Origin of the sequence: Flavobacterium sp. LC2016-13 (genome assembly GCF_009707955.1) — a bacterium.
Lineage (GTDB): Bacteria > Bacteroidota > Bacteroidia > Flavobacteriales > Flavobacteriaceae > Flavobacterium.
Map to the genome: position 1 here is coordinate 25,373 of NZ_WMDQ01000013.1, position 17,724 is coordinate 43,096.

19 protein-coding genes are annotated in these 17,724 nt (G+C 33.7%); 5 read left to right on the forward strand and 14 right to left on the reverse strand.

Annotation, left to right across the window (positions count from 1 at the left end):
• Nucleotides 1-924, reverse strand: coding sequence for a DMT family transporter (locus GKZ86_RS21020; RefSeq protein WP_154785024.1), 924 nt, complete (start codon nt 922-924; stop codon nt 1-3).
• Nucleotides 925-1,122: 198 nt separating this feature from the next.
• On the opposite strand from GKZ86_RS21020, the gene GKZ86_RS21025 reads away from it, so the two are divergent.
• Nucleotides 1,123-3,183 carry a M13 family metallopeptidase gene (locus GKZ86_RS21025; RefSeq protein WP_154785025.1) on the forward strand — a complete coding sequence of 687 codons (2,061 nt, stop codon included), beginning with the start codon at nt 1,123-1,125 and terminating at the stop codon, nt 3,181-3,183.
• 79 nt (nt 3,184-3,262) lie between these two features.
• Here the strand turns inward: GKZ86_RS21025 and GKZ86_RS21030 are convergent, their stop codons facing one another.
• The 13 genes from GKZ86_RS21030 to hemA form a co-directional block, all read right to left on the reverse strand.
• Nucleotides 3,263-3,661, reverse strand: coding sequence for a c-type cytochrome (locus GKZ86_RS21030; protein ID WP_154785026.1), 399 nt, complete (start codon nt 3,659-3,661; stop codon nt 3,263-3,265).
• Between the two features lies 1 nt (nt 3,662).
• Complete coding sequence (gene hemB / locus GKZ86_RS21035; protein ID WP_154785027.1) at nt 3,663-4,655, reverse strand: porphobilinogen synthase; 993 nt, start codon at nt 4,653-4,655, stop codon at nt 3,663-3,665.
• Nucleotides 4,656-4,787: 132 nt separating this feature from the next.
• Nucleotides 4,788-5,675 (reverse strand): fructose bisphosphate aldolase, encoded by an 888-nt coding sequence (locus GKZ86_RS21040; protein ID WP_194632522.1) that lies wholly within the window; start codon nt 5,673-5,675, stop codon nt 4,788-4,790.
• Between the two features lie 51 nt (nt 5,676-5,726).
• Nucleotides 5,727-6,668, reverse strand: a complete 942-nt coding sequence (locus GKZ86_RS21045; protein WP_154785029.1) for a DUF4421 family protein — start codon at nt 6,666-6,668, stop codon at nt 5,727-5,729.
• Entirely contained in the window at nt 6,659-7,561 is a 903-nt protein-coding gene (gene hemF, locus GKZ86_RS21050; protein ID WP_154785030.1) for an oxygen-dependent coproporphyrinogen oxidase, read from the reverse strand. The genes GKZ86_RS21045 and hemF overlap by 10 nt, the downstream gene beginning before the upstream one ends.
• Nucleotides 7,562-7,563: 2 nt before the next feature.
• On the reverse strand, nt 7,564-8,397 hold the full coding sequence (locus tag GKZ86_RS21055) for a Bro-N domain-containing protein (RefSeq protein WP_154785031.1): 834 nt from the start codon (nt 8,395-8,397) through the stop codon (nt 7,564-7,566).
• A 41-nt stretch (nt 8,398-8,438) separates the two neighbouring features.
• The gene (locus GKZ86_RS21060; protein WP_154785032.1) at nt 8,439-8,990 is read right to left on the reverse strand and encodes a GNAT family N-acetyltransferase; all 552 of its coding nucleotides are present in this window, start codon (nt 8,988-8,990) and stop codon (nt 8,439-8,441) included.
• Nucleotides 8,991-8,992: 2 nt separating this feature from the next.
• Nucleotides 8,993-9,370, reverse strand: a complete 378-nt coding sequence (locus tag GKZ86_RS21065; protein WP_154785033.1) for a hypothetical protein — start codon at nt 9,368-9,370, stop codon at nt 8,993-8,995.
• 118 nt (nt 9,371-9,488) lie between these two features.
• Nucleotides 9,489-10,040 (reverse strand): transposase, encoded by a 552-nt coding sequence (locus GKZ86_RS21070; protein ID WP_154785034.1) that lies wholly within the window; start codon nt 10,038-10,040, stop codon nt 9,489-9,491.
• A 140-nt stretch (nt 10,041-10,180) separates the two neighbouring features.
• The gene (hemE, locus tag GKZ86_RS21075; RefSeq protein WP_035687261.1) at nt 10,181-11,206 is read right to left on the reverse strand and encodes a uroporphyrinogen decarboxylase; all 1,026 of its coding nucleotides are present in this window, start codon (nt 11,204-11,206) and stop codon (nt 10,181-10,183) included.
• A gap of 79 nt (nt 11,207-11,285) precedes the next feature.
• A complete protein-coding gene (locus GKZ86_RS21080) occupies nt 11,286-11,960 on the reverse strand; it encodes a uroporphyrinogen-III synthase (RefSeq protein ID WP_154785035.1) in 675 nt (224 codons plus the stop codon).
• Complete coding sequence (gene hemC / locus GKZ86_RS21085) at nt 11,960-12,883, reverse strand: hydroxymethylbilane synthase (RefSeq protein WP_154785036.1); 924 nt, start codon at nt 12,881-12,883, stop codon at nt 11,960-11,962. Before hemC ends, GKZ86_RS21080 begins: the two co-directional genes overlap by 1 nt.
• 104 nt (nt 12,884-12,987) lie before the next feature.
• The gene (gene hemA, locus GKZ86_RS21090; protein ID WP_154785037.1) at nt 12,988-14,238 is read right to left on the reverse strand and encodes a glutamyl-tRNA reductase; all 1,251 of its coding nucleotides are present in this window, start codon (nt 14,236-14,238) and stop codon (nt 12,988-12,990) included.
• A gap of 227 nt (nt 14,239-14,465) precedes the next feature.
• Between hemA and GKZ86_RS21095 the strand changes: the two genes are divergently transcribed.
• The 4 genes from GKZ86_RS21095 (at nt 14,466) to GKZ86_RS21110 (ending at nt 17,630) form a co-directional block, all read left to right on the forward strand.
• Entirely contained in the window at nt 14,466-15,338 is an 873-nt protein-coding gene (locus tag GKZ86_RS21095) for an AraC family transcriptional regulator (protein WP_154785038.1), read from the forward strand.
• A 68-nt stretch (nt 15,339-15,406) separates the two neighbouring features.
• A complete protein-coding gene (locus GKZ86_RS21100; RefSeq protein ID WP_154785039.1) occupies nt 15,407-15,874 on the forward strand; it encodes a hypothetical protein in 468 nt (155 codons plus the stop codon).
• A gap of 156 nt (nt 15,875-16,030) precedes the next feature.
• Nucleotides 16,031-17,044: a ferrochelatase gene (hemH, locus tag GKZ86_RS21105; protein WP_154785040.1), complete on the forward strand. Its 1,014-nt coding sequence runs from the start codon at nt 16,031-16,033 to the stop codon at nt 17,042-17,044.
• 37 nt (nt 17,045-17,081) lie between these two features.
• Nucleotides 17,082-17,630, forward strand: coding sequence for a CopD family protein (locus GKZ86_RS21110; RefSeq protein WP_154785041.1), 549 nt, complete (start codon nt 17,082-17,084; stop codon nt 17,628-17,630).
• Nucleotides 17,631-17,724 lie beyond the last annotated feature (94 nt).

The following is a 17,724-nucleotide window of genomic DNA, read 5'->3' on the forward strand; positions in this document are numbered from 1 at the left end:
TTAAACTCTGGTTTTTCGAATTGATTTATTGACCAAATATAATCCTGCTAAAGTAACCAGAACTCCAATGAGGATTGCTTGTGTTAACGTTTCACCAAAAATCATAGCGCCTAAAATCATAGCAACAATAGGATTAATGTAAACATAAATGCTGCTAATTTCTGTTGGAAGATGTTGCAATGAATATATAAAAGCAATAAAAGTCAACACAGAACCAATAACGACCAGATAACCAATTGCAAACCATGATTCTGAAGGAATTTGATTTAGTGGAATATTAACTCCTGCAGCTTCTGTAATTCCAAAAAGAATAAAACTTGAAATAAACATCTGCAATCCTAAACTAAAATAAGGATTAAAACTTGCCGCCTTTTTCTTAGTATGTAAAATTCCAAAAGCCCAGGTAATAGTTGAAGCGATAGTTAAAATGATTCCAATCTGAAAATCAGGTTTAAAAAAATCGCCTAAATGATCCATGAAGATGATGCAAATCCCTCCAAAACAAATTAAAATTCCTGTTATGGCTAATTTTGCAATTCGTTCACCATTAAAAAAGTTGATCATTATAATCCAGATCGGAAAAATGGCACTGATAATAGCACCCAATCCGCTGCTGATATATTTCACGCCCCAAGTACTTAAGCCATTACTCAAAACAAAATTTAAAACAGCCAGAATCAGAATCGTTCGCCATTGTTTGCCTTTTGGCCAGGGTTCTTTCTTGATTAAAAAATAACCGACATAAAGAATTCCGCCTAAAAACTGGCGAATGGTTGCCAATTGAAGACCCGGCATATGTCGGACACCTTCTTTTGAAGCCAGCCATGTTGTTCCCCAAAAAAAACTTACCCAGCACACAGCCAAAATCGGTAATCCAATGGCTTCCACTTTTCCTGATAATGCAGTTTGAATTTTCGCTCTCATTTTGATTTAATTCTTTCGACAAATATTCCAAAAACTATTTCAATTAGAACATAAAACCAAGTCATTTATTCATGAATTCTTTTGCTGATTCGTATTAGAATTTGTGATAAGAGATTGTGTTTTATTATTGCATAATTTTAACATAAAGTTTAGGATAATAACAATAAGTTTGTATTTACACTCAAAGTATATAGTAAAATGAAAAAACAGCTTAGTAAACCTATGTTTTGTATTTTTTCTGCATTGTTTTCATTAACTGCAGCAAACGCACAAGATGTAACTTCAAAAGAACCGGGGATTAATGTTTCATACATGAATACTAAAATTAGCCCGGGCCAGGATTTTTTCCGATATGTAAACGGAACCTGGTTAGACAAAACTGAAATCCCAAGCGATCGTACAACGTGGGGAAGTTTTAATGAATTGATTAAAAAAACAGACAAAGATGCAATGGCAATTTTGAAGGAAGCTTCAAAAAATCCAAAGTATCAATCGAATACGGATCAAGGCAAAGCTGTAAATTTGTTTAATACCGTTTTAGATTCTGTTGGAAGAAACAAAAGAGGAATCGAACCATTGAAGCCTTATCTGAAAAAGATTGATGCCATAAAAAATGTATCTGATCTTCAAAAGTATTTAGCAGAAATGGAACGTGAAGGAGGTTCTGGATTTTTTAGTATTTATATTGGGGCAGACGAAAAAAACAGTTCGAAGAATTCTGTGAGCTTAGGCGTGAGCGGATTAGGATTGTCTGACAAAGATTATTATACATCTGAAGATAAAGACTCTAAAGAAAAACGTGCCAAATACGAACTGCATGTTTCAAAAATGATGCAGTTTATTGGCGAATCACCAGAAAAAGCAAAACAAAGCGCAGCAGAAATACTAGCTTTTGAAACATCATTGTCATCACCAAGATTAGATCGTGTAGAAAGCAGAGACAGCCGTTTGCAATACAACCCAATGTCGATAGCAGATCTTCAAAAATTAACTCCGGCCATTAAATGGGATGCTTACTTTACTGCAATTGGTTTAGCTAAATTAGATTCTGTTGTTGTAACAGAACCTCGTTACATGAAAGCTTTGCAAACTGTTTTTACTGAAAACAAAGTAGGGCAGTGGAAAGAATACCTGAAATGGGATTTATTGAATTCAGCTTCTACAAAATTATCAACTGATTTAGAAACAGCGAATTTTGACTTTTACAGTAAAACATTAAGAGGTGCAATTAAGCAACTTCCACGTGAAGAAAAAGCATTGCAAATTGTTAATCGTTTTGTTGGAGAAGCGCTTGGTAAATTATATGTTGAAAAAGTATTTCCTGCAGAAGCAAAAAGCAAAGCAGTAGATATGATTCATAATGTAATTTTAGCATATCAAAATCGTATCAATAACTTGACATGGATGTCTGCAGCTACAAAAGCTAAGGCAATTGAAAAGTTAGATAAAATCACCATAAAAGTTGGATATCCTGATAAATGGAAAGATTATTCAGCGTTACAAATTAAAAGTATTGCGGAAGGCGGAAGTTATTTTGAAAATTCAAAAAACTTAGCCAAATGGAATTTTAATAAAGGTTTAGAAAAACTGAATAAACCGGTTGATAAAACAGAGTGGGGAATGTCGCCACAAACCGTAAACGCTTATTACAATCCATCTTATAATGAGATTGTTTTCCCGGCAGCTATCCTGCAACCGCCATTTTACAATTATCAGGCTGATGAAGCGGTTAATTATGGTGGAATCGGCGCTGTAATTGGACATGAAATTTCACACGGTTTTGATGATTCAGGTGCACGTTATAATGCAGATGGAAATCTTGTTGATTGGTGGACTGCAGAAGATTTGAAACAATTTACTGCATTAGGAACTGCTCTTGCAGATCAATACAGTGCTTTAGAACCTTTACCTGGAATTCACGTTGATGGTAAATTTACTTTAGGTGAAAATATTGGAGATCTTGGCGGAATAAATGCTGCTTATGATGGTTTGCAATTGTATTTAAAGAAAAACGGAAATCCGGGATTGATAGATGGTTTTACACCTGAACAACGTTTCTTTATTTCATGGGCTACGGTTTGGAGAACTAAAACGAGAGATGAGGCAATTAAAAATCAGGTAAAAACTGATCCGCATTCTCCGGGAATGTACAGAGCTTATGTTCCAATTCAGAATGTTGAAGCTTTTTATCAGGCATTCGGAATCAAAAAAGGAGATCTTATGTATGTTGAACCAGACAAAAGAGTAAAAATCTGGTAATAAAATCGATAAAAAAATGGCGCTAATTTAGCGCCATTTTTGTTTTATAAAACTTTGATTTATTTATAGTTATAATAATTTACTTCAAGTTACTGTAGATGTAAGCTTCAAGACCTTTCAGCTCTTCATCAGACATTGCCTGTGTAATAGGAATATTGGTTTTCATTACCGGAAACTGACTAGGATCTACAATTGGCTCTGCATTTCCTTCTAAGAAAGTAACAATATCGCCCTTTTTGTCTTTATACGTTTTGGCGATTTCCTGAATACTTGGGCCAATTACCTTTTGATCTACCTGATGACAGGAAACGCAATTTCCTCTTCCTTCAAAAATATCTTTTCCTAAAGCTTCCGGGGTTTTGGCTTCCGCCGATTCTCCTTCAGAATAGGTTTCTGTAGTAGGCTGAATATTCTCGGTTGTTTCTTTTTTACAAGATGTAAATGCTAAAACGGCAGATAAGAATAATACTTTTTTCATCTTATCTATTTAAAATTACGGCTGCTTCTTTTGCGAAGTAAGTCGAGATAATACTGGCTCCCGCACGCTTAATGCAATAAAGTTGCTCTATCATAATTTTGTCATGATCCAGCCATCCTCTTTCGGCTGCGGCCTTTACCATAGCGTACTCACCAGATACTTGGTAAACAGCAACTGGAACATGAACGGCGTTTTTTACCTCACGAACAATGTCTAAATACGCAATTCCCGGTTTTACCATTACGATATCTGCACCTTCTTCAACATCTAATAAAGCTTCACGAATTCCTTCAATTCGATTAGCATAATCCATTTGATAGGTTTTTTTATCTTTCGGGATATTTTGAGAATCTACCGGAGCAGAATCTAAAGCGTCACGAAAAGGTCCGTAAAATGCAGACGCATATTTGGCACTGTAACTCATGATTCCAACATTATGATGCCCGTTTTCTTCTAATGCTTTTCTTATCGCCAAAACGCGTCCATCCATCATGTCGCTTGGCGCTACGAAATCTGCACCAGCTTCGGCATGGCTTAAACTCATTCGGGTTAAAGCATCAACAGTTGCATCATTAATCAATTGTCCGTTTTCTATAATTCCGTCATGACCATAAATCGAATACGGATCTAAAGCCACGTCAGGCATCACAATCATTTCCGGAACAGCATCTTTGATCGCACGAATCGTTTGTTGCATCAATCCATCTTTGTTCCAGGCTTCAACTCCTTTATTGTCTTTAAGACTGTCGCTCACTTTTACATAAATATTCACCGCTTTAATTCCTAAATCCCAAGCTTCTTTTACTTCTTTAATGGTATTGTCTAATGAATGACGATAAATTCCTGGCATTGATGGAATGGCAACTTTTACATCTTTTCCTTCAGCCACAAACATAGGAAGCATGAAATCTTGTGGACTTAAACTTGTTTCACGAACTAAAGATCGAATAGATTCATTGGTTCTTAAACGGCGGTTTCTTTGTAATGGGAACATAATATTTTAAATTTTAGATTTTAGTCCCGAAGTCTCGGGAGAGATTTTAGATTTTTCTATAATCTTATTTTTTAATTTTCTATTAATTGATTGTAATACTTTTGACTTTACGACTTTAAACTTTCGACTTATTTATGTAATTGAAGCTTTGTAAATATCTTCAATTGTTTTAGCTATTTTCGTGTCAAAAACATCATCAGACTGAGTAACAGCAAGACCTTCAGACAATGCGCGTGAGAAACTTGCAATTAATCCGTGGTTTTGCGAAAGCTTTTCATTGGCTTCTTCCTGACCATATCCGCCAGATAATGCCACAACACGCACCACATGTGGATCAGACATTAGTTCTTTATAAAAGTCATTTAGAGTTGGAATCGAAAGTTTCAGCATTACTTTTACATCTTTATCCAATAGTCCAAGTTGTTTCTGAATTTCTTCTTTTAGAATTTCTTCTGATTTTTCTTTATCAGCGCTGTAGATATCAACCTCAGGTTCAATAATTGGAATAAGTCCTTTTGCAAATATTTGTTTACCGACTTCAAATTGCTGTGCGACTACTTCCTGAATTCCAGTTGCATTTGCTTCTTTAATAACGGAACGCATTTTAGTTCCAAAAACATTTCGTTCAACCGCGCGATCTAATAATTGGTCTAAATTAGAAATAGGTTTCATCAATTGAACTCCATTTGCAAGGTCAGCAAGTCCTTTGTCAACTTTCAGGAAAGGAACAATATGTTTTTTATCCCACAAATAATCAGCAGTCCATTCACCATCAATTTTGCGGTCCATTGTATTTTCAAACAAAATTGCACCCAGAATATATTTACTATCAAAAGCAGGACTTTTAATAATGCGGGTTCTCATTTCATGCACAAGTGTGTACATTTCTTCTTCGTTCGTGAAGCTGCTTTCCAGCACACCATATTGTGCTAATGCTTTTGGTGTACTTCCGCCACTTTGATCTAATGCAGCAATAAATCCTTTACCGGAATGCATACGGTCTAGTTGCGCCGTATTTATAGTTCTGTTTCCCATAATGTTTTATTTTAGATTGTAGAATGATTTAAATAGTTAAAAACCTGTTTTTTGATTTACCTTCTCATAAACTTCTTTTACCTTATTTGGAGGATCAAATCGATATCCGACAGAAATTTTTACTGTTGAAATATTATCACTTAATCGGGCTTCTGCTGCTTCATTTTGAATAAAATTGATATTATTTAAACTCGCGAAAGCAAAAAAGCGATCAGTATTAAAGGCAAGTTTTAAATTTAAGTCTAATTCATACAAAGCAGAAACATCTCCGTCGACATCATTAATTCCTGCGCCAAAAGCGATTCCTGATCCTATTAAAATTCGATCATTGATAACAAAATTATAAAAATAAGATGGAGCTAATGAAAAAACATAAATATCTCCATTTGATGAATCAGGCTCATTATTCAAATTCAAATTTGTATAATAAAACGAAAAGGCAGGAATAAAACTTCCTGAGCTTTTGGTTTGCCATTCGTTTTGGTTTACCAGTGTTTTATACGAAAACTTATCGTTGAATATGTATGAAGTTGTTCCGCCAATTTTTGTTGTTCGCATTTTAGGCAAAAATACATTCACGTCCTCATCGCTAATGTAAAACCCTTTTTGATTGATAAAAGTAAAAGACTGCATCCATTTTTTATAATAAAAGCGAGTATTGAAACTAAACAATTTAGAATCTGAGTTGTCTTTGTTTTCACTAAAGAACTTAGGTGCAAAGCCGAAACTTATATCAACAAATTTGTAACTTAAACTCAAACCAAGTTGTTCTCTTCGGTTTGGTTCAAGATCAACAAAGTTCTTTTCTCCATCCGTATCAAAACCAATCTGAAAGTTATTGGAAGTGTCTAAATAATAAATAGTAGCGGTGACTTTATCATTATATGATTTAAAATAGGAATTTTGAAGTGAATCATTTTGAGCATAACACCCAAAAGCACTTCCAAAAAACACTATATAAATCAGTTTTAGATCCATTCACGGGGATTTTCTAATACATTTATTAATTTCTCCTCACTACTTCCGGCTTCCGGATGATGATCGTAAACCCATTGCACATGCGGAGGAAGACTCATCAAAATACTTTCAATTCTCCCGTTGGTTTTCAATCCAAATAAAGTTCCTTTATCATGAACCAAATTGAACTCGACATAACGGCCACGACGAATTTCCTGCCACGTTCTGTTTTCAGGAGTATATTCTAAATCTTTTCTTTTTTCCACAATCGGAACATAAGCGTCTAAGAAACTATTTCCAACTTCAGTTACAAAATTGTACCAGTCATCCATAGACATTTGCTCGTTTGCTTTGCAATAATCAAAGAACAAACCACCAATTCCGCGGGCTTCATTTCTGTGTGCATTCCAGAAATAAGCATCACATTGTTTTTTATATTTTGGATAAAATTCTGCATTGTGCTTGTCACAAGCCGTTTTACAGACTTGATGAAACAATGTTGCATCTTCTTCAAACAGATAATAAGGCGTTAAATCCTGTCCACCGCCAAACCATTGTTCAATCACTTTTCCGGATTCATCATACATTTCAAAATAGCGCCAATTAGCATGAACTGTTGGAGCCATCGGATTTTTTGGATGCAATACTAAACTCAAGCCACAAGCAAAAAAATCAGCTTCGCCAACACCAAACATCTTTTGCATCGCTTCGGGTAATTTTCCGTGAACGGCTGAAATGTTTACGCCGCCTTTTTCGAAAACATTTCCGTTTTCAATAACGCGCGTTCTTCCACCGCCGCCTTCCGGGCGTTTCCAAAGATCTTCACGGAATTTCGTAGTTCCGTCAACAGCTTCTAATCCGGCGCAAATTTGGTCTTGTAATTTTTGTATGTATGCGTAAAATTTATCTTTCATTGTTATTCTAATTCTTTTTTATTTTCCAGATAATCCATGGCATTTAATTTGTTGACCACTTTTTTACCTGTTTTTTCTTCAATTTCTTTACGTGTATTGCCTGCAATCGTGCCTCCTTGATTGGCAATTTTTTTATTTTCGATAAAATTTTCAGGTTTCTTTTCTTTACTAATTTCTCTTGTAGTGGCTTCAGCTAACATGTTTAAGACTAATTCAAGATTACTCATGTTATCACGTAAATTCTCTTTTTTTAAACTTTTATGATGTTTATATTCTTTTACAGAAAATCCGCTCCAGGCTTTAGTGATTTCATCGGTAAGAATAGCGTATTCTTGTCCCTTTTTCACACCTCGTTTTTCCCATTCGTCAGTAAGTTCTTTTCTTACTTCAATACTTTTTAAACGTTGATTTACCCATTCTTTAGAATATCCTTTTTTCAGATATGTTTCCATCAGTCTGTCAAAACCAAGTTCAGGATCTTCAATTTCGTCAATACGCTCTCTACCTACTTGTGCCAACCACAATTTAAAAGGTTCTGCTTTTTTAGATGGTATTGACTGAATTAATCGGAATAACTGTTCTGTATCAGCAACATCGGTTAACCTCATTTTACCATCAGCTGCTTCCATTTTCAAACCGTTACAATTTGTAACGGTTTGGTTTCCTTCTGAAAGTAATCTTTTCTTTAAAACCCTCCAATAAACTTGAGGATTTTGACTATTTGTCAAAACTCCAATAACATCTACAACAGAAAAGAACCATTTTTCTTCCTCATCACTCCAAATTGAACGTATTTGCTTTTGTTCAAATAATTTTATGGCAGTCTCCTTCGTCATGGCTTTATGCTTATTGTTAATCTTAAATATAGTCAAAAGATTTATCTTTCATGTGTAATATATTCTGATTTAAGCAATCCAAAATAAACGACATCTTCTAATGTTCCGTCACTGCTTTTAAATTCCTCACGTAATATTCCTTCTTGTTTAAAATGATGTTTCAAGGCAATCTGCTGACTTGCTTTATTGATTTTTGAAGTACAAATAAAAACTTTGTTCATTTTTAAAGTATTGAAACAAAAATCTAAAGTTTCAGAAACCACTTTTGAAGTAACTCCTCTTCCTTGATAATCTTCATCAATAAAATAACCCAATTCGCATTTTGCTTTTTGGTTGTCAATGCTTTTTATACACAAATAGCCAATTAGTGCCTTGCTTTTTAAATCTCTCGGATAGAAATAATATCCCTCTTTATGATTTTCCTTGTCTTGATTAAAGGCGATAAATTGTTTTGTTTTTTCTAAATCCAGGCAATGTGATAAAGTAACTGGAAATGTCTTTTCAATATGTGCCGTATTCTTTAGGATGAGGTTGTAAAATTCTTCTGGAAGAATATCGTTAATTGTTTCTGTTTTCCAATCTGTAAAACTCATCTTTATTTGTTTTTTAGGGAAGCAATTTTAGCATTTATTCCAAAGGAAAAAACCTTGCTTTCATATTGGATATATTGGTAAATAGCCAAAGCCTTATCTTCAAAATTATAATTTTCGACTTTTGAAAAATCAATTAAAAAATCAGCAAATTGCTCTAATTGATTGAAGTCTAAATGGCAACGAGTCAATAATGTGATTAAATCTTCATTTTCAAAATCGACTAAAGTCTGGATATTTAAACCAAATTCTTTTAGTTGATTTTCAATATCGAACTTCTCGTCGGTAGTTAACATTTTAGGAACAAAGTCAAGAGCGCGCAACGTTTTGAGAACATTGTCAATTCTGATCGCTTCATCGTCTCTTAAACCTTTGTTTAACATGTTTGTACGTTTCCTGCAAGGTTTTCAAAACCTTGTAGGTATTAATTGGACATATGATATATAAAAATCGTCTAAATAGACCTACAAGGTTTTGGAAACCTTGCAGGACAGACCTAAATCATTCAAAAGTATAAGTTTCATTTAAAAGATTATTCTTTTGATTATGGCAAAAAATGAAATTTTCTAAATCACCAAATAAGCTTAAAACTTCATCCCGCTCTATTTTTGTTTCCTTATCAGATAAGAAAGCTTGATATGATGAAAATTTAAAAACTTTAAAATCTAAATCAAAATGATGTTTAGGATTCAAATGAACGTAAATAATCAGTTGTTTAAGGTAATTTTCGTCTTTTAACTTTATTCTTTTAAAATGCTTTTCGAATAAACTTCCTGTTCTTTTGGTTTGCTTATTAAAAGCTTTAGCATAAGAATTGAATAAATTTGAAAAAGCCTGAGTCACTTCTTTTTCTTCAAAATTTAATCGAATCACTAAATGAAAATGATTATTCATCAAACAATAAGCTAAAATCGATATTTTATCTCCAGAATATTTAGCTAATTGTTTTAAAAAATAAAGTTTGTTAGCCTCATTTTCAAAAATATTTATTCCATTAATGCCACGATTATAGACATGATAATAACGATCTTTTTCCAGAACTTCCAACTTCATTTTTTCCTGTGCATCTCCTGCAAGGTTTTCAAAACCTTGTAGGTGTTCTTTATTATTATGTAGTTGCTATTTATACCTATAAGGTTTTGAAAACCTTGCAGGAATGCAAAACGCTGAAAACTGCAACTGAATACTATGTACTAATTCCCGTATTCCTTAACCGCGTCAATAAACGCTTTTGCGTGATCTACAGGGATATTTGGTAAAATTCCGTGACCTAAATTTACGATATATTTATCTTTTCCAAACTCGTCGATCATTTCGTGAACCATTTTCTTGATGGTTGGAATTGGAGAAAGCAATCTTGATGGATCAAAATTCCCTTGCAAAGTAATGTTTCCACCAGATAAATAACGAGCATTTCTAGCTGAACAAGTCCAGTCTACACCAAGTGCCGAAGCTCTACTTTTACCCATTTCGCCAAGAGCAAACCAACATCCTTTTCCGAAAACGATAACCGGCGCGTGATCTGCCAAAGCCTCAACGATCTGGTTAATGTATTTCCATGAGAATTCCTGATAATCAACAGGAGAAAGCATTCCTCCCCAAGAATCAAAAATCTGAACAGCATCAACTCCAGCTTTTACTTTTTCCTTTAAATATAAAATGGTTGTATCTGTAATTTTTTGCAATAATGTATGTGCTGCAGCAGGGTTTGAAAAACAGAAACCTTTTGCAGTATCAAAACTTTTAGAACCTTTTCCTTCAACAGCGTAACAGAAAATTGTCCAAGGCGAACCGGCGAAACCAATTAATGGTACTTCGTCGTTCAGCATTTCTTTAGTCAATTTAATGGCGTCCATTACATAGCCTAAACTTTCCTGAATGTCCGGAACGTAAACCCTGTGAACATCTGCAAGTGAACGAATTGGGTTTGGCAAAAACGGACCAAAATTCTCTTTCATTAAAACTTCGATTCCCATTGCTTGCGGAACAACTAAAATATCAGAGAATAAAATAGCTGCATCCGGAGCAATTCTGCGAATTGGCTGAACTGTAATTTCTGCGGCTAATTCTGGAGTCTGACAACGAGTAAAAAAATCGTATTTATCACGCAAAGCGATAAATTCCGGTAAATATCTTCCGGCTTGACGCATCATCCATACTGGCGGACGTTGAACAGTTTCTCCTTTTAATGCTTTTAAAAATAGGTCGTTTTTTAACATTGTTTTTTTGTTGCTTTAGGCTTTAAGCTTTAGGCTTTAAGCGGTGTTTGTCTTTAATTTTATGCTTAAGGCTTATTGCCTAAAGCTTATTGCTATATTCAGTAATTACATCTTCGATTACATCTTCAATCGTTGGCTGATCTGCAATAATGATGTTTTTGGTGATTTTATGTAAAGCTTCAGCAGTAGTATCTCCAATGCAAAAGCAGGTTTCTTTTTTGATTGTATTATCTTTCAAATAACTTTCAACGCCAGACGGACTAAAAAATAAAATTGCATCTACCGGAGTTTTTATTTTTTGTGGAGTTAATGAAGTATCATAAACCTGAATCTCATTAAATCTTACTTCAGCATCTTTTAAAGCTTGCGGTAAAGTTTCTCTACGAAGATTTCCACTAAAGAAAGTATAGCTTTCACTGCGGTAAATTAAAGTAATGATTTCAGCTAAATCAGCAGCATAACCTGTGTAAGCCACAACATTGAATCCGCTTTCTGATAAAAGAATCTTGGTTTTTAATCCAACACAAAAAACGTTTTTACTCTTTAATTGTTCCGATTTTGGATCAGATAAAACGCTATGAACTGCATTCTGACTCGTAAAAATTAGATTTTCATTAATGTCTTTTAATTCGAAAGATTTATTTTGAGTTTGAATAAAATCAGCTTCAATAATTTCAAGATTGGCTTTTACCAATGCTTGTTTTTGTTCGCCCGTTAGCTTTTTAGTAGATAATATTTGAATTGATTTTGCCATTATTTTTTTAGAGATTCTTTAATAGATGCCATCAATTCAGTTCCGCCATTGTTTAAAATTTCCTGAGCTGAATGAAAACCTAATTTTTTCCATTCTGAAATGTCAACAGTTTTATTGATTTCTAGTTTTTGTTTTCCATCAACAGAAAGTAAAACACCTTGAAAATGCAATGTGTCTTCATCTTCATTGTAGCGAACTAAAGCTCCGATTGGTGCAGTACAACCGCCTTCCAGCGTTCTTAAAAACTGACGTTCGATATATGTACAAATTTCTGTCTCAATATGATTTAGCTGCGAAAGTGCATCTAAAGTATAATTGTCATTTTCCATAGCCACAACAAGCATTGCTCCTTGTGCCGGCGCGGGAATCATCCAGTCTAAATTGATATAATTTTCTGGTTTCAGGTTGATGCGTTCCAAACCTGCAGCAGCAAAAACAGCTCCATCCCAGTTATTGTCTTGTAATTTTTGCATGCGTGTGTTTACATTTCCGCGTAAATCAACCACAGTATGATTTGGATATTTGTTGAACCATAATGCCTGGCGACGTAAACTTCCTGTTGCAATTGTGCTTGGATTGGCAAAATCAGGATTTCCCTTTTGAACCAAAATATCTAAAACATTCGCTCTTTCAAGAACAGCTGCCTGAACAATTCCTTTTGGTAAAGCGGTAGGAACATCTTTCATCGAATGAACAGCAATATCAATATCGCCATTGATCATAGCAATATCCAAGGTTTTTGTAAAAATTCCTGTAATGCCAAGTTCATAAAGTGGTTTGTCAAGAATAATATCGCCTTGAGATTTTACCGCAACAATTGTAGTTTTATAACCTAAATCGTTTAGTTGTTTTTCGACATTATGTGCCTGCCAAAGTGCTAATTCGCTATCGCGAGTTCCAATTCTGATTGTTTTTTCAGCCATGTTTTGTTTTTTGAACCATATAAATTATAAGTAAATTTAAGCAGTTTGTGTAAAACTGCAGTTTTGTTAAATGAACTTATATACTTATGTGGTTTAAAATTTATTTAAGATGCTTTTATTTTGAAGACTTTTTCGATCCATTCGATACTTTCATCAACCATGGTATCGTCATCTTTTAAGTGATTTGCAAAATGAGTAGTGATTTTTTGAATAATCCTGTTGCTGATGATTTCAGCTTGATGCTCATTAAAGTCAGCAATTTTTCGGCTTTGAAAATCTAACTCCGAAACTTTAATTGCATTTAGTTTTTCCTTTAAAGCATTAATGGTTGGCGCGAATTTTCGGCCTTTCATCCAAATAGTGAATTCTTCTTTGATTTCTTCAATAATGGCTTCGGCAGCAGGAATGTGTAGTTTTCTGTTTTCCAAAGTTTCATCTGTCAATTGAGACAAGTAATCCATGTGAATCAAAGTTACACCTTCTAATTCCTCTACATTTTCATGAACATTTTTTGGAATAGATAAATCTAAAATCAACAAAGGTTTTTTAAGATTTAAAATCGCTTTGTCAACCGTAGGGTTTTGTGCGCCGGTAGCAACAACCACAACATCTGCTTTTTGAAGTTCCAGATGCAATTCTGAATAATCTTTAACAATCAGATTTAGTTTTCCGGCCAATTTCTCAGCTTTATCCTTCGTTCTGTTGATTAAAGTAATATGTTCGTTTTTAGTATGTTTTACTAAATTTTCACAAGTATTTCTTCCAATTTTTCCAGTTCCGAAAAGTAAAATGTTTTTATTACTAATGTCTTCGACATTTTTAAGAATATATTGTACAGATGCAAAAGAAACCGAAGTCGCTCCGGAACTAATCTCTGTTTCGTTCTTGATTTTTTTGCTGGCCTGAATCACGGCATTTACCAATCTTTCCATAAAAGTATTGGCTAAACCCATTGATTTAGAATGTGTGAAACTTGTTTTAATTTGAGAAATAATCTCGAAGTCGCCTAAGATCTGACTGTCTAAACCAGTTCCTACGCGAAATAAATGACTAATTGCTTCCTGATTTTTATAAACGAAACCAACTTTTTGAAAAGCATCGACAGAACCGTTGCTGTTATCACAAATAAGTTTTATTAATTGAAAAGGGTGTTCTGCAAAACCATAAATCTCGGTTCTGTTGCAGGTCGAAGTGACAATTAAACTTTCTATTCCTTCTGTTTTAGCTTGTTCCAGCAAACGCGTCTTCGCAATAGCATCCAAACTAAATTGACCTCTAACCTCAGCATCAGCTTTTTTATAACTCAGACCAACTGAGTAAAAATATAGGTGTTTCGGTGCGTTATTGTTTTCCATAAATTCACTTTCATAAAAGTGAGACAAAATTATCATTATAGTGTTTATAAAAGTAACGCTCAAAGTACTATTTGTGTCGCTAAGTGTTTTTTTGTTTCTAATCGTCTGTTTTTATGCAAAAAGAAGTATTTTTGTAGCAAAATCAACTTGTTTGAAATGTTTTGTTTAGAGTGATTCTAAATAACATTTTAGATATAGTTTGATTTTATTCCAAAAAAAATATCGCTATGAGTTCTCAGGAAATTATAAAAATTGAAGACGACTTTACGCTAATCCGTTTTCAAAACGACAGTACCGAGCCATTTTCTGCACAACGCGAAATAGGTAGTGGCCTGATACAGTTTCACTTCGGAATAAAAGGCAATGCTAAATTTTTGTTCAATCAAGGCAATTATGCTCTTGAATTGAAGGAAGAAAAATCGTTGCTTTTGTACAATCCACAGAAAGAATTACCGCTGAATTTAGAGTTGGCTCCAAATTCCTGGGTAATATCTGTAATCGTATCAATCAAGAAATTTCACGCGTTGTTTTCTGCAGAAGCAGATTATATTACTTTTTTAAGTCCTGATAATAAGGACAAAAAGTATTATAACGAAGGAAATATCAGTCCTTCTATGGCTATTGTGTTAAGTCAGTTGTTTCATTACAACCTTCATCCATCGATCAAAAACCTTTATTATAAAGGAAAAGGATACGAATTGTTGAGTTTGTATTTTAATCGAACCGAAGATCCAAACGCAGAACAATGTCCGTTTTTGATTGATGAAGATAACGTTTTGAAGATTCGAAAAGCCAAAGAAATTATCATCGCCAATATGGCTGAACCTCCCGGATTACAAGAGTTGGCAGATGAAATTGGTTTAAATTTGAAGAAATTAAAAATGGGTTTCAAACAAATTTACGGCGACACGGTTTATGGTTTCCTTTTCGATTACAAAATGGATTTCGCTCGAAAACTACTTGATAGCGGATCTTATAATGTAAACGAAGTTGGTTTGAAAATTGGATACAGCACGGGAAGTCACTTTATAGCGGCGTTCAAGAAGAAGTTTGCGACAACACCCAAAAAGTATTTGATGTCAATTAATACTAATGTTTAATGATAAAAAGGTATTCAATAATTTTAGTGCTTTTTCTAATCCTGTCTTGTAAATCAAAAGAAGAAAAAATGTTTTTTGATTTTGACAGTGTTGAATACTATTCATTGAATAAAAGTAAAGAAGAAGAAATGGACAAGAATCATGCTAAAGGTATTGATAACACTATTGTCGATAAAATCTTTTATAATGAATATCCGGAGAAAGTAAACAATACTTTTTTTTACGAAACAATTAATTCTGATGGGTTCTCTAAGTTTGAACTATCTCAAAAAGATATTCAATATTTAAGAAATGATATTTTTTTGGAGAAATCTTCTTTAAAGAAACTTGAAAATGTATATGCCTGTTCACCACAATATAGGGATATTTTGGTTTTTAAAAAGAATAAAGAAATCTCAGGTGTAGCGAAAATATGTCTATCCTGTCGCCAGTTTTATCTGATTAGTTCTAAAAAGGAAATCCAGACAGAAAACTTTGGAACAGAGGAAGAATATAAATCGTTAGAAAAATTATTCAACAAATATAAAAAAGGATAAAAACTGATTACGTTTTAAAGCATCAATTTTATATATCCAAACATAATTAAAAAGTAATAAATATCATATTTCCCAAAAGTAGCAAAACCTACTTTTGACGAAAATTTAAACAAAAAGCTTAAAGCCTAAAGCTTAAAGCCTAAAGCAAAAAACATAATGAAAGGCGTATTATTAGTAAACTTAGGATCTCCGGAAAGTCCAACACCAAAAGATGTAAAACCGTATTTAGATGAATTTTTAATGGATAAATATGTGATTGATGTTCCGTATTTATTGAGAGCATTATTGGTTCGTGGTATTATTTTAAGAAAAAGACCGGAAGAATCTGCACATGCTTATGCAAAAATTTGGTGGGACGAGGGTTCGCCTTTAGTTGTTCTTTCAGAAAGAATGCAAAAGAAAGTTCAGCCTTTGGTAAATGTTCCTGTTTCGTTAGCAATGCGTTACGGAAGTATGACTATTGAAAAAGGACTTCAGGAATTGCATGATAAAGGAGTTACAGAAGTAATGCTTTTTCCGTTATATCCGCAATATGCAATGGCTTCAACTTTGACTATTTTGGTTAAAGCCGAAGAAATTCGCAATAAGAAATTCCCAAATATGACTTTTACTGATGTTCCGGCATTTTACAACAAACCGGATTATATCAAAAACCTGGCAGATTCAATTCAAAAACATTTAGTTGGATTTGATTATGATCATTTGTTGTTTTCTTACCACGGAATTCCTGAACGTCATATTCGCAAAACCGATGTAACTAAATCACATTGCAAAATTGATGGTTCTTGTTGTAACACGCCTTCAGCTGCGCACGATTTTTGTTACCGTCACCAATGTTATGAAACTACAAAACAAGTTATTAAGCTATTAGGACTTCCGGAAGATAAATACAGTTTAACTTTTCAATCGCGTTTAGCTGGTGATAAATGGTTAGAACCTTATACGGATATTGAAATTGATAAAATGCCGGCAAAAGGAATTAAAAAGTTAGCCGTTGTAACGCCAGCTTTTGTATCGGACTGTTTAGAAACTTTGGAAGAAATAGCTATGCGTGCCAAAGAAGATTTTGAGAAAAATGGAGGCGAAGAATTCTTAGCAATTCCATGTTTGAATGATGATGATGATTGGTGCGAAACAGTTGGGAATTGGATTAATGAATGGGCTAAATAATAGAAAATAGAAGAAAGAGTAAAGAAAAAAGACTTTCATGGAATATTATAATTATCTAAAATCGCTGCACCTTATATTTGTAATCACTTGGTTTGCAGGTTTGTTTTATATTGTGCGTTTGTTCGTTTATCAAATAGAAGCCAATGAAAAACCATCTCCCGAAAAGGAAATTTTACAGGCGCAATACAAAATAATGACATATCGTTTATGGTATATTATTACTTGGCCATCAGCAATATTGGCAAGTATATTTGCTTTTTGGATGTTGCTTTTTACAGATTTAGGAAACGCATGGCTCAAAATGCCGTGGATGCATGTTAAGTTGTGTTTCGTTTTCTTATTATACTTATATCATTTAAAATGCCATCAGATTTTTAAGCAATTACAAAATGATGAGGTAAAATATTCGAACAATTTTATGCGTTTATGGAATGAAGGCGCAACAATTATCCTTTTTGCCGTGGTTTTTTTAGTAGTTTTAAAAAGTGCCATCAACTGGATTTTTGGTGTAATCGGAATCTTTTTATTCTCGATTATTATTATGTTAGGATTTCGTTTTTACAAAAGAATCAGAGAAAAGAAATAGTTTTTTTAGTTTCAGGTTGTTAACCGCAACGAAACCTGAAACCTGAAACAAATAAAACAAAAACTATGTTTAACAACTTCAAAATGTCGATGCT

Coding starts and splice junctions, on each gene's coding strand:
- GKZ86_RS21045 (WP_154785029.1), bottom strand. CDS start 6,668: ATGGATCTAAAACTGATTTATATAGTGTTTTTTGGAAGTGCTTTTGGG.
- GKZ86_RS21070 (WP_154785034.1), bottom strand. CDS start 10,040: ATGAAGTTGGAAGTTCTGGAAAAAGATCGTTATTATCATGTCTATAAT.
- hemB (WP_154785027.1), bottom strand. CDS start 4,655: ATGTTCCCATTACAAAGAAACCGCCGTTTAAGAACCAATGAATCTATT.
- hemE (WP_035687261.1), bottom strand. CDS start 11,206: ATGTTAAAAAACGACCTATTTTTAAAAGCATTAAAAGGAGAAACTGTT.
- hemH (WP_154785040.1), top strand. CDS start 16,031: ATGAAAGGCGTATTATTAGTAAACTTAGGATCTCCGGAAAGTCCAACA.
- GKZ86_RS21065 (WP_154785033.1), bottom strand. CDS start 9,370: ATGTTAAACAAAGGTTTAAGAGACGATGAAGCGATCAGAATTGACAAT.
- GKZ86_RS21080 (WP_154785035.1), bottom strand. CDS start 11,960: ATGGCAAAATCAATTCAAATATTATCTACTAAAAAGCTAACGGGCGAA.
- GKZ86_RS21020 (WP_154785024.1), bottom strand. CDS start 924: ATGAGAGCGAAAATTCAAACTGCATTATCAGGAAAAGTGGAAGCCATT.
- GKZ86_RS21060 (WP_154785032.1), bottom strand. CDS start 8,990: ATGAGTTTTACAGATTGGAAAACAGAAACAATTAACGATATTCTTCCA.
- GKZ86_RS21110 (WP_154785041.1), top strand. CDS start 17,082: ATGGAATATTATAATTATCTAAAATCGCTGCACCTTATATTTGTAATC.
- hemA (WP_154785037.1), bottom strand. CDS start 14,238: ATGGAAAACAATAACGCACCGAAACACCTATATTTTTACTCAGTTGGT.
- GKZ86_RS21030 (WP_154785026.1), bottom strand. CDS start 3,661: ATGAAAAAAGTATTATTCTTATCTGCCGTTTTAGCATTTACATCTTGT.
- GKZ86_RS21025 (WP_154785025.1), top strand. CDS start 1,123: ATGAAAAAACAGCTTAGTAAACCTATGTTTTGTATTTTTTCTGCATTG.
- hemF (WP_154785030.1), bottom strand. CDS start 7,561: ATGAAAGATAAATTTTACGCATACATACAAAAATTACAAGACCAAATT.
- GKZ86_RS21095 (WP_154785038.1), top strand. CDS start 14,466: ATGAGTTCTCAGGAAATTATAAAAATTGAAGACGACTTTACGCTAATC.
- GKZ86_RS21055 (WP_154785031.1), bottom strand. CDS start 8,397: ATGACGAAGGAGACTGCCATAAAATTATTTGAACAAAAGCAAATACGT.
- hemC (WP_154785036.1), bottom strand. CDS start 12,883: ATGGCTGAAAAAACAATCAGAATTGGAACTCGCGATAGCGAATTAGCA.
- GKZ86_RS21100 (WP_154785039.1), top strand. CDS start 15,407: ATGTTTTTTGATTTTGACAGTGTTGAATACTATTCATTGAATAAAAGT.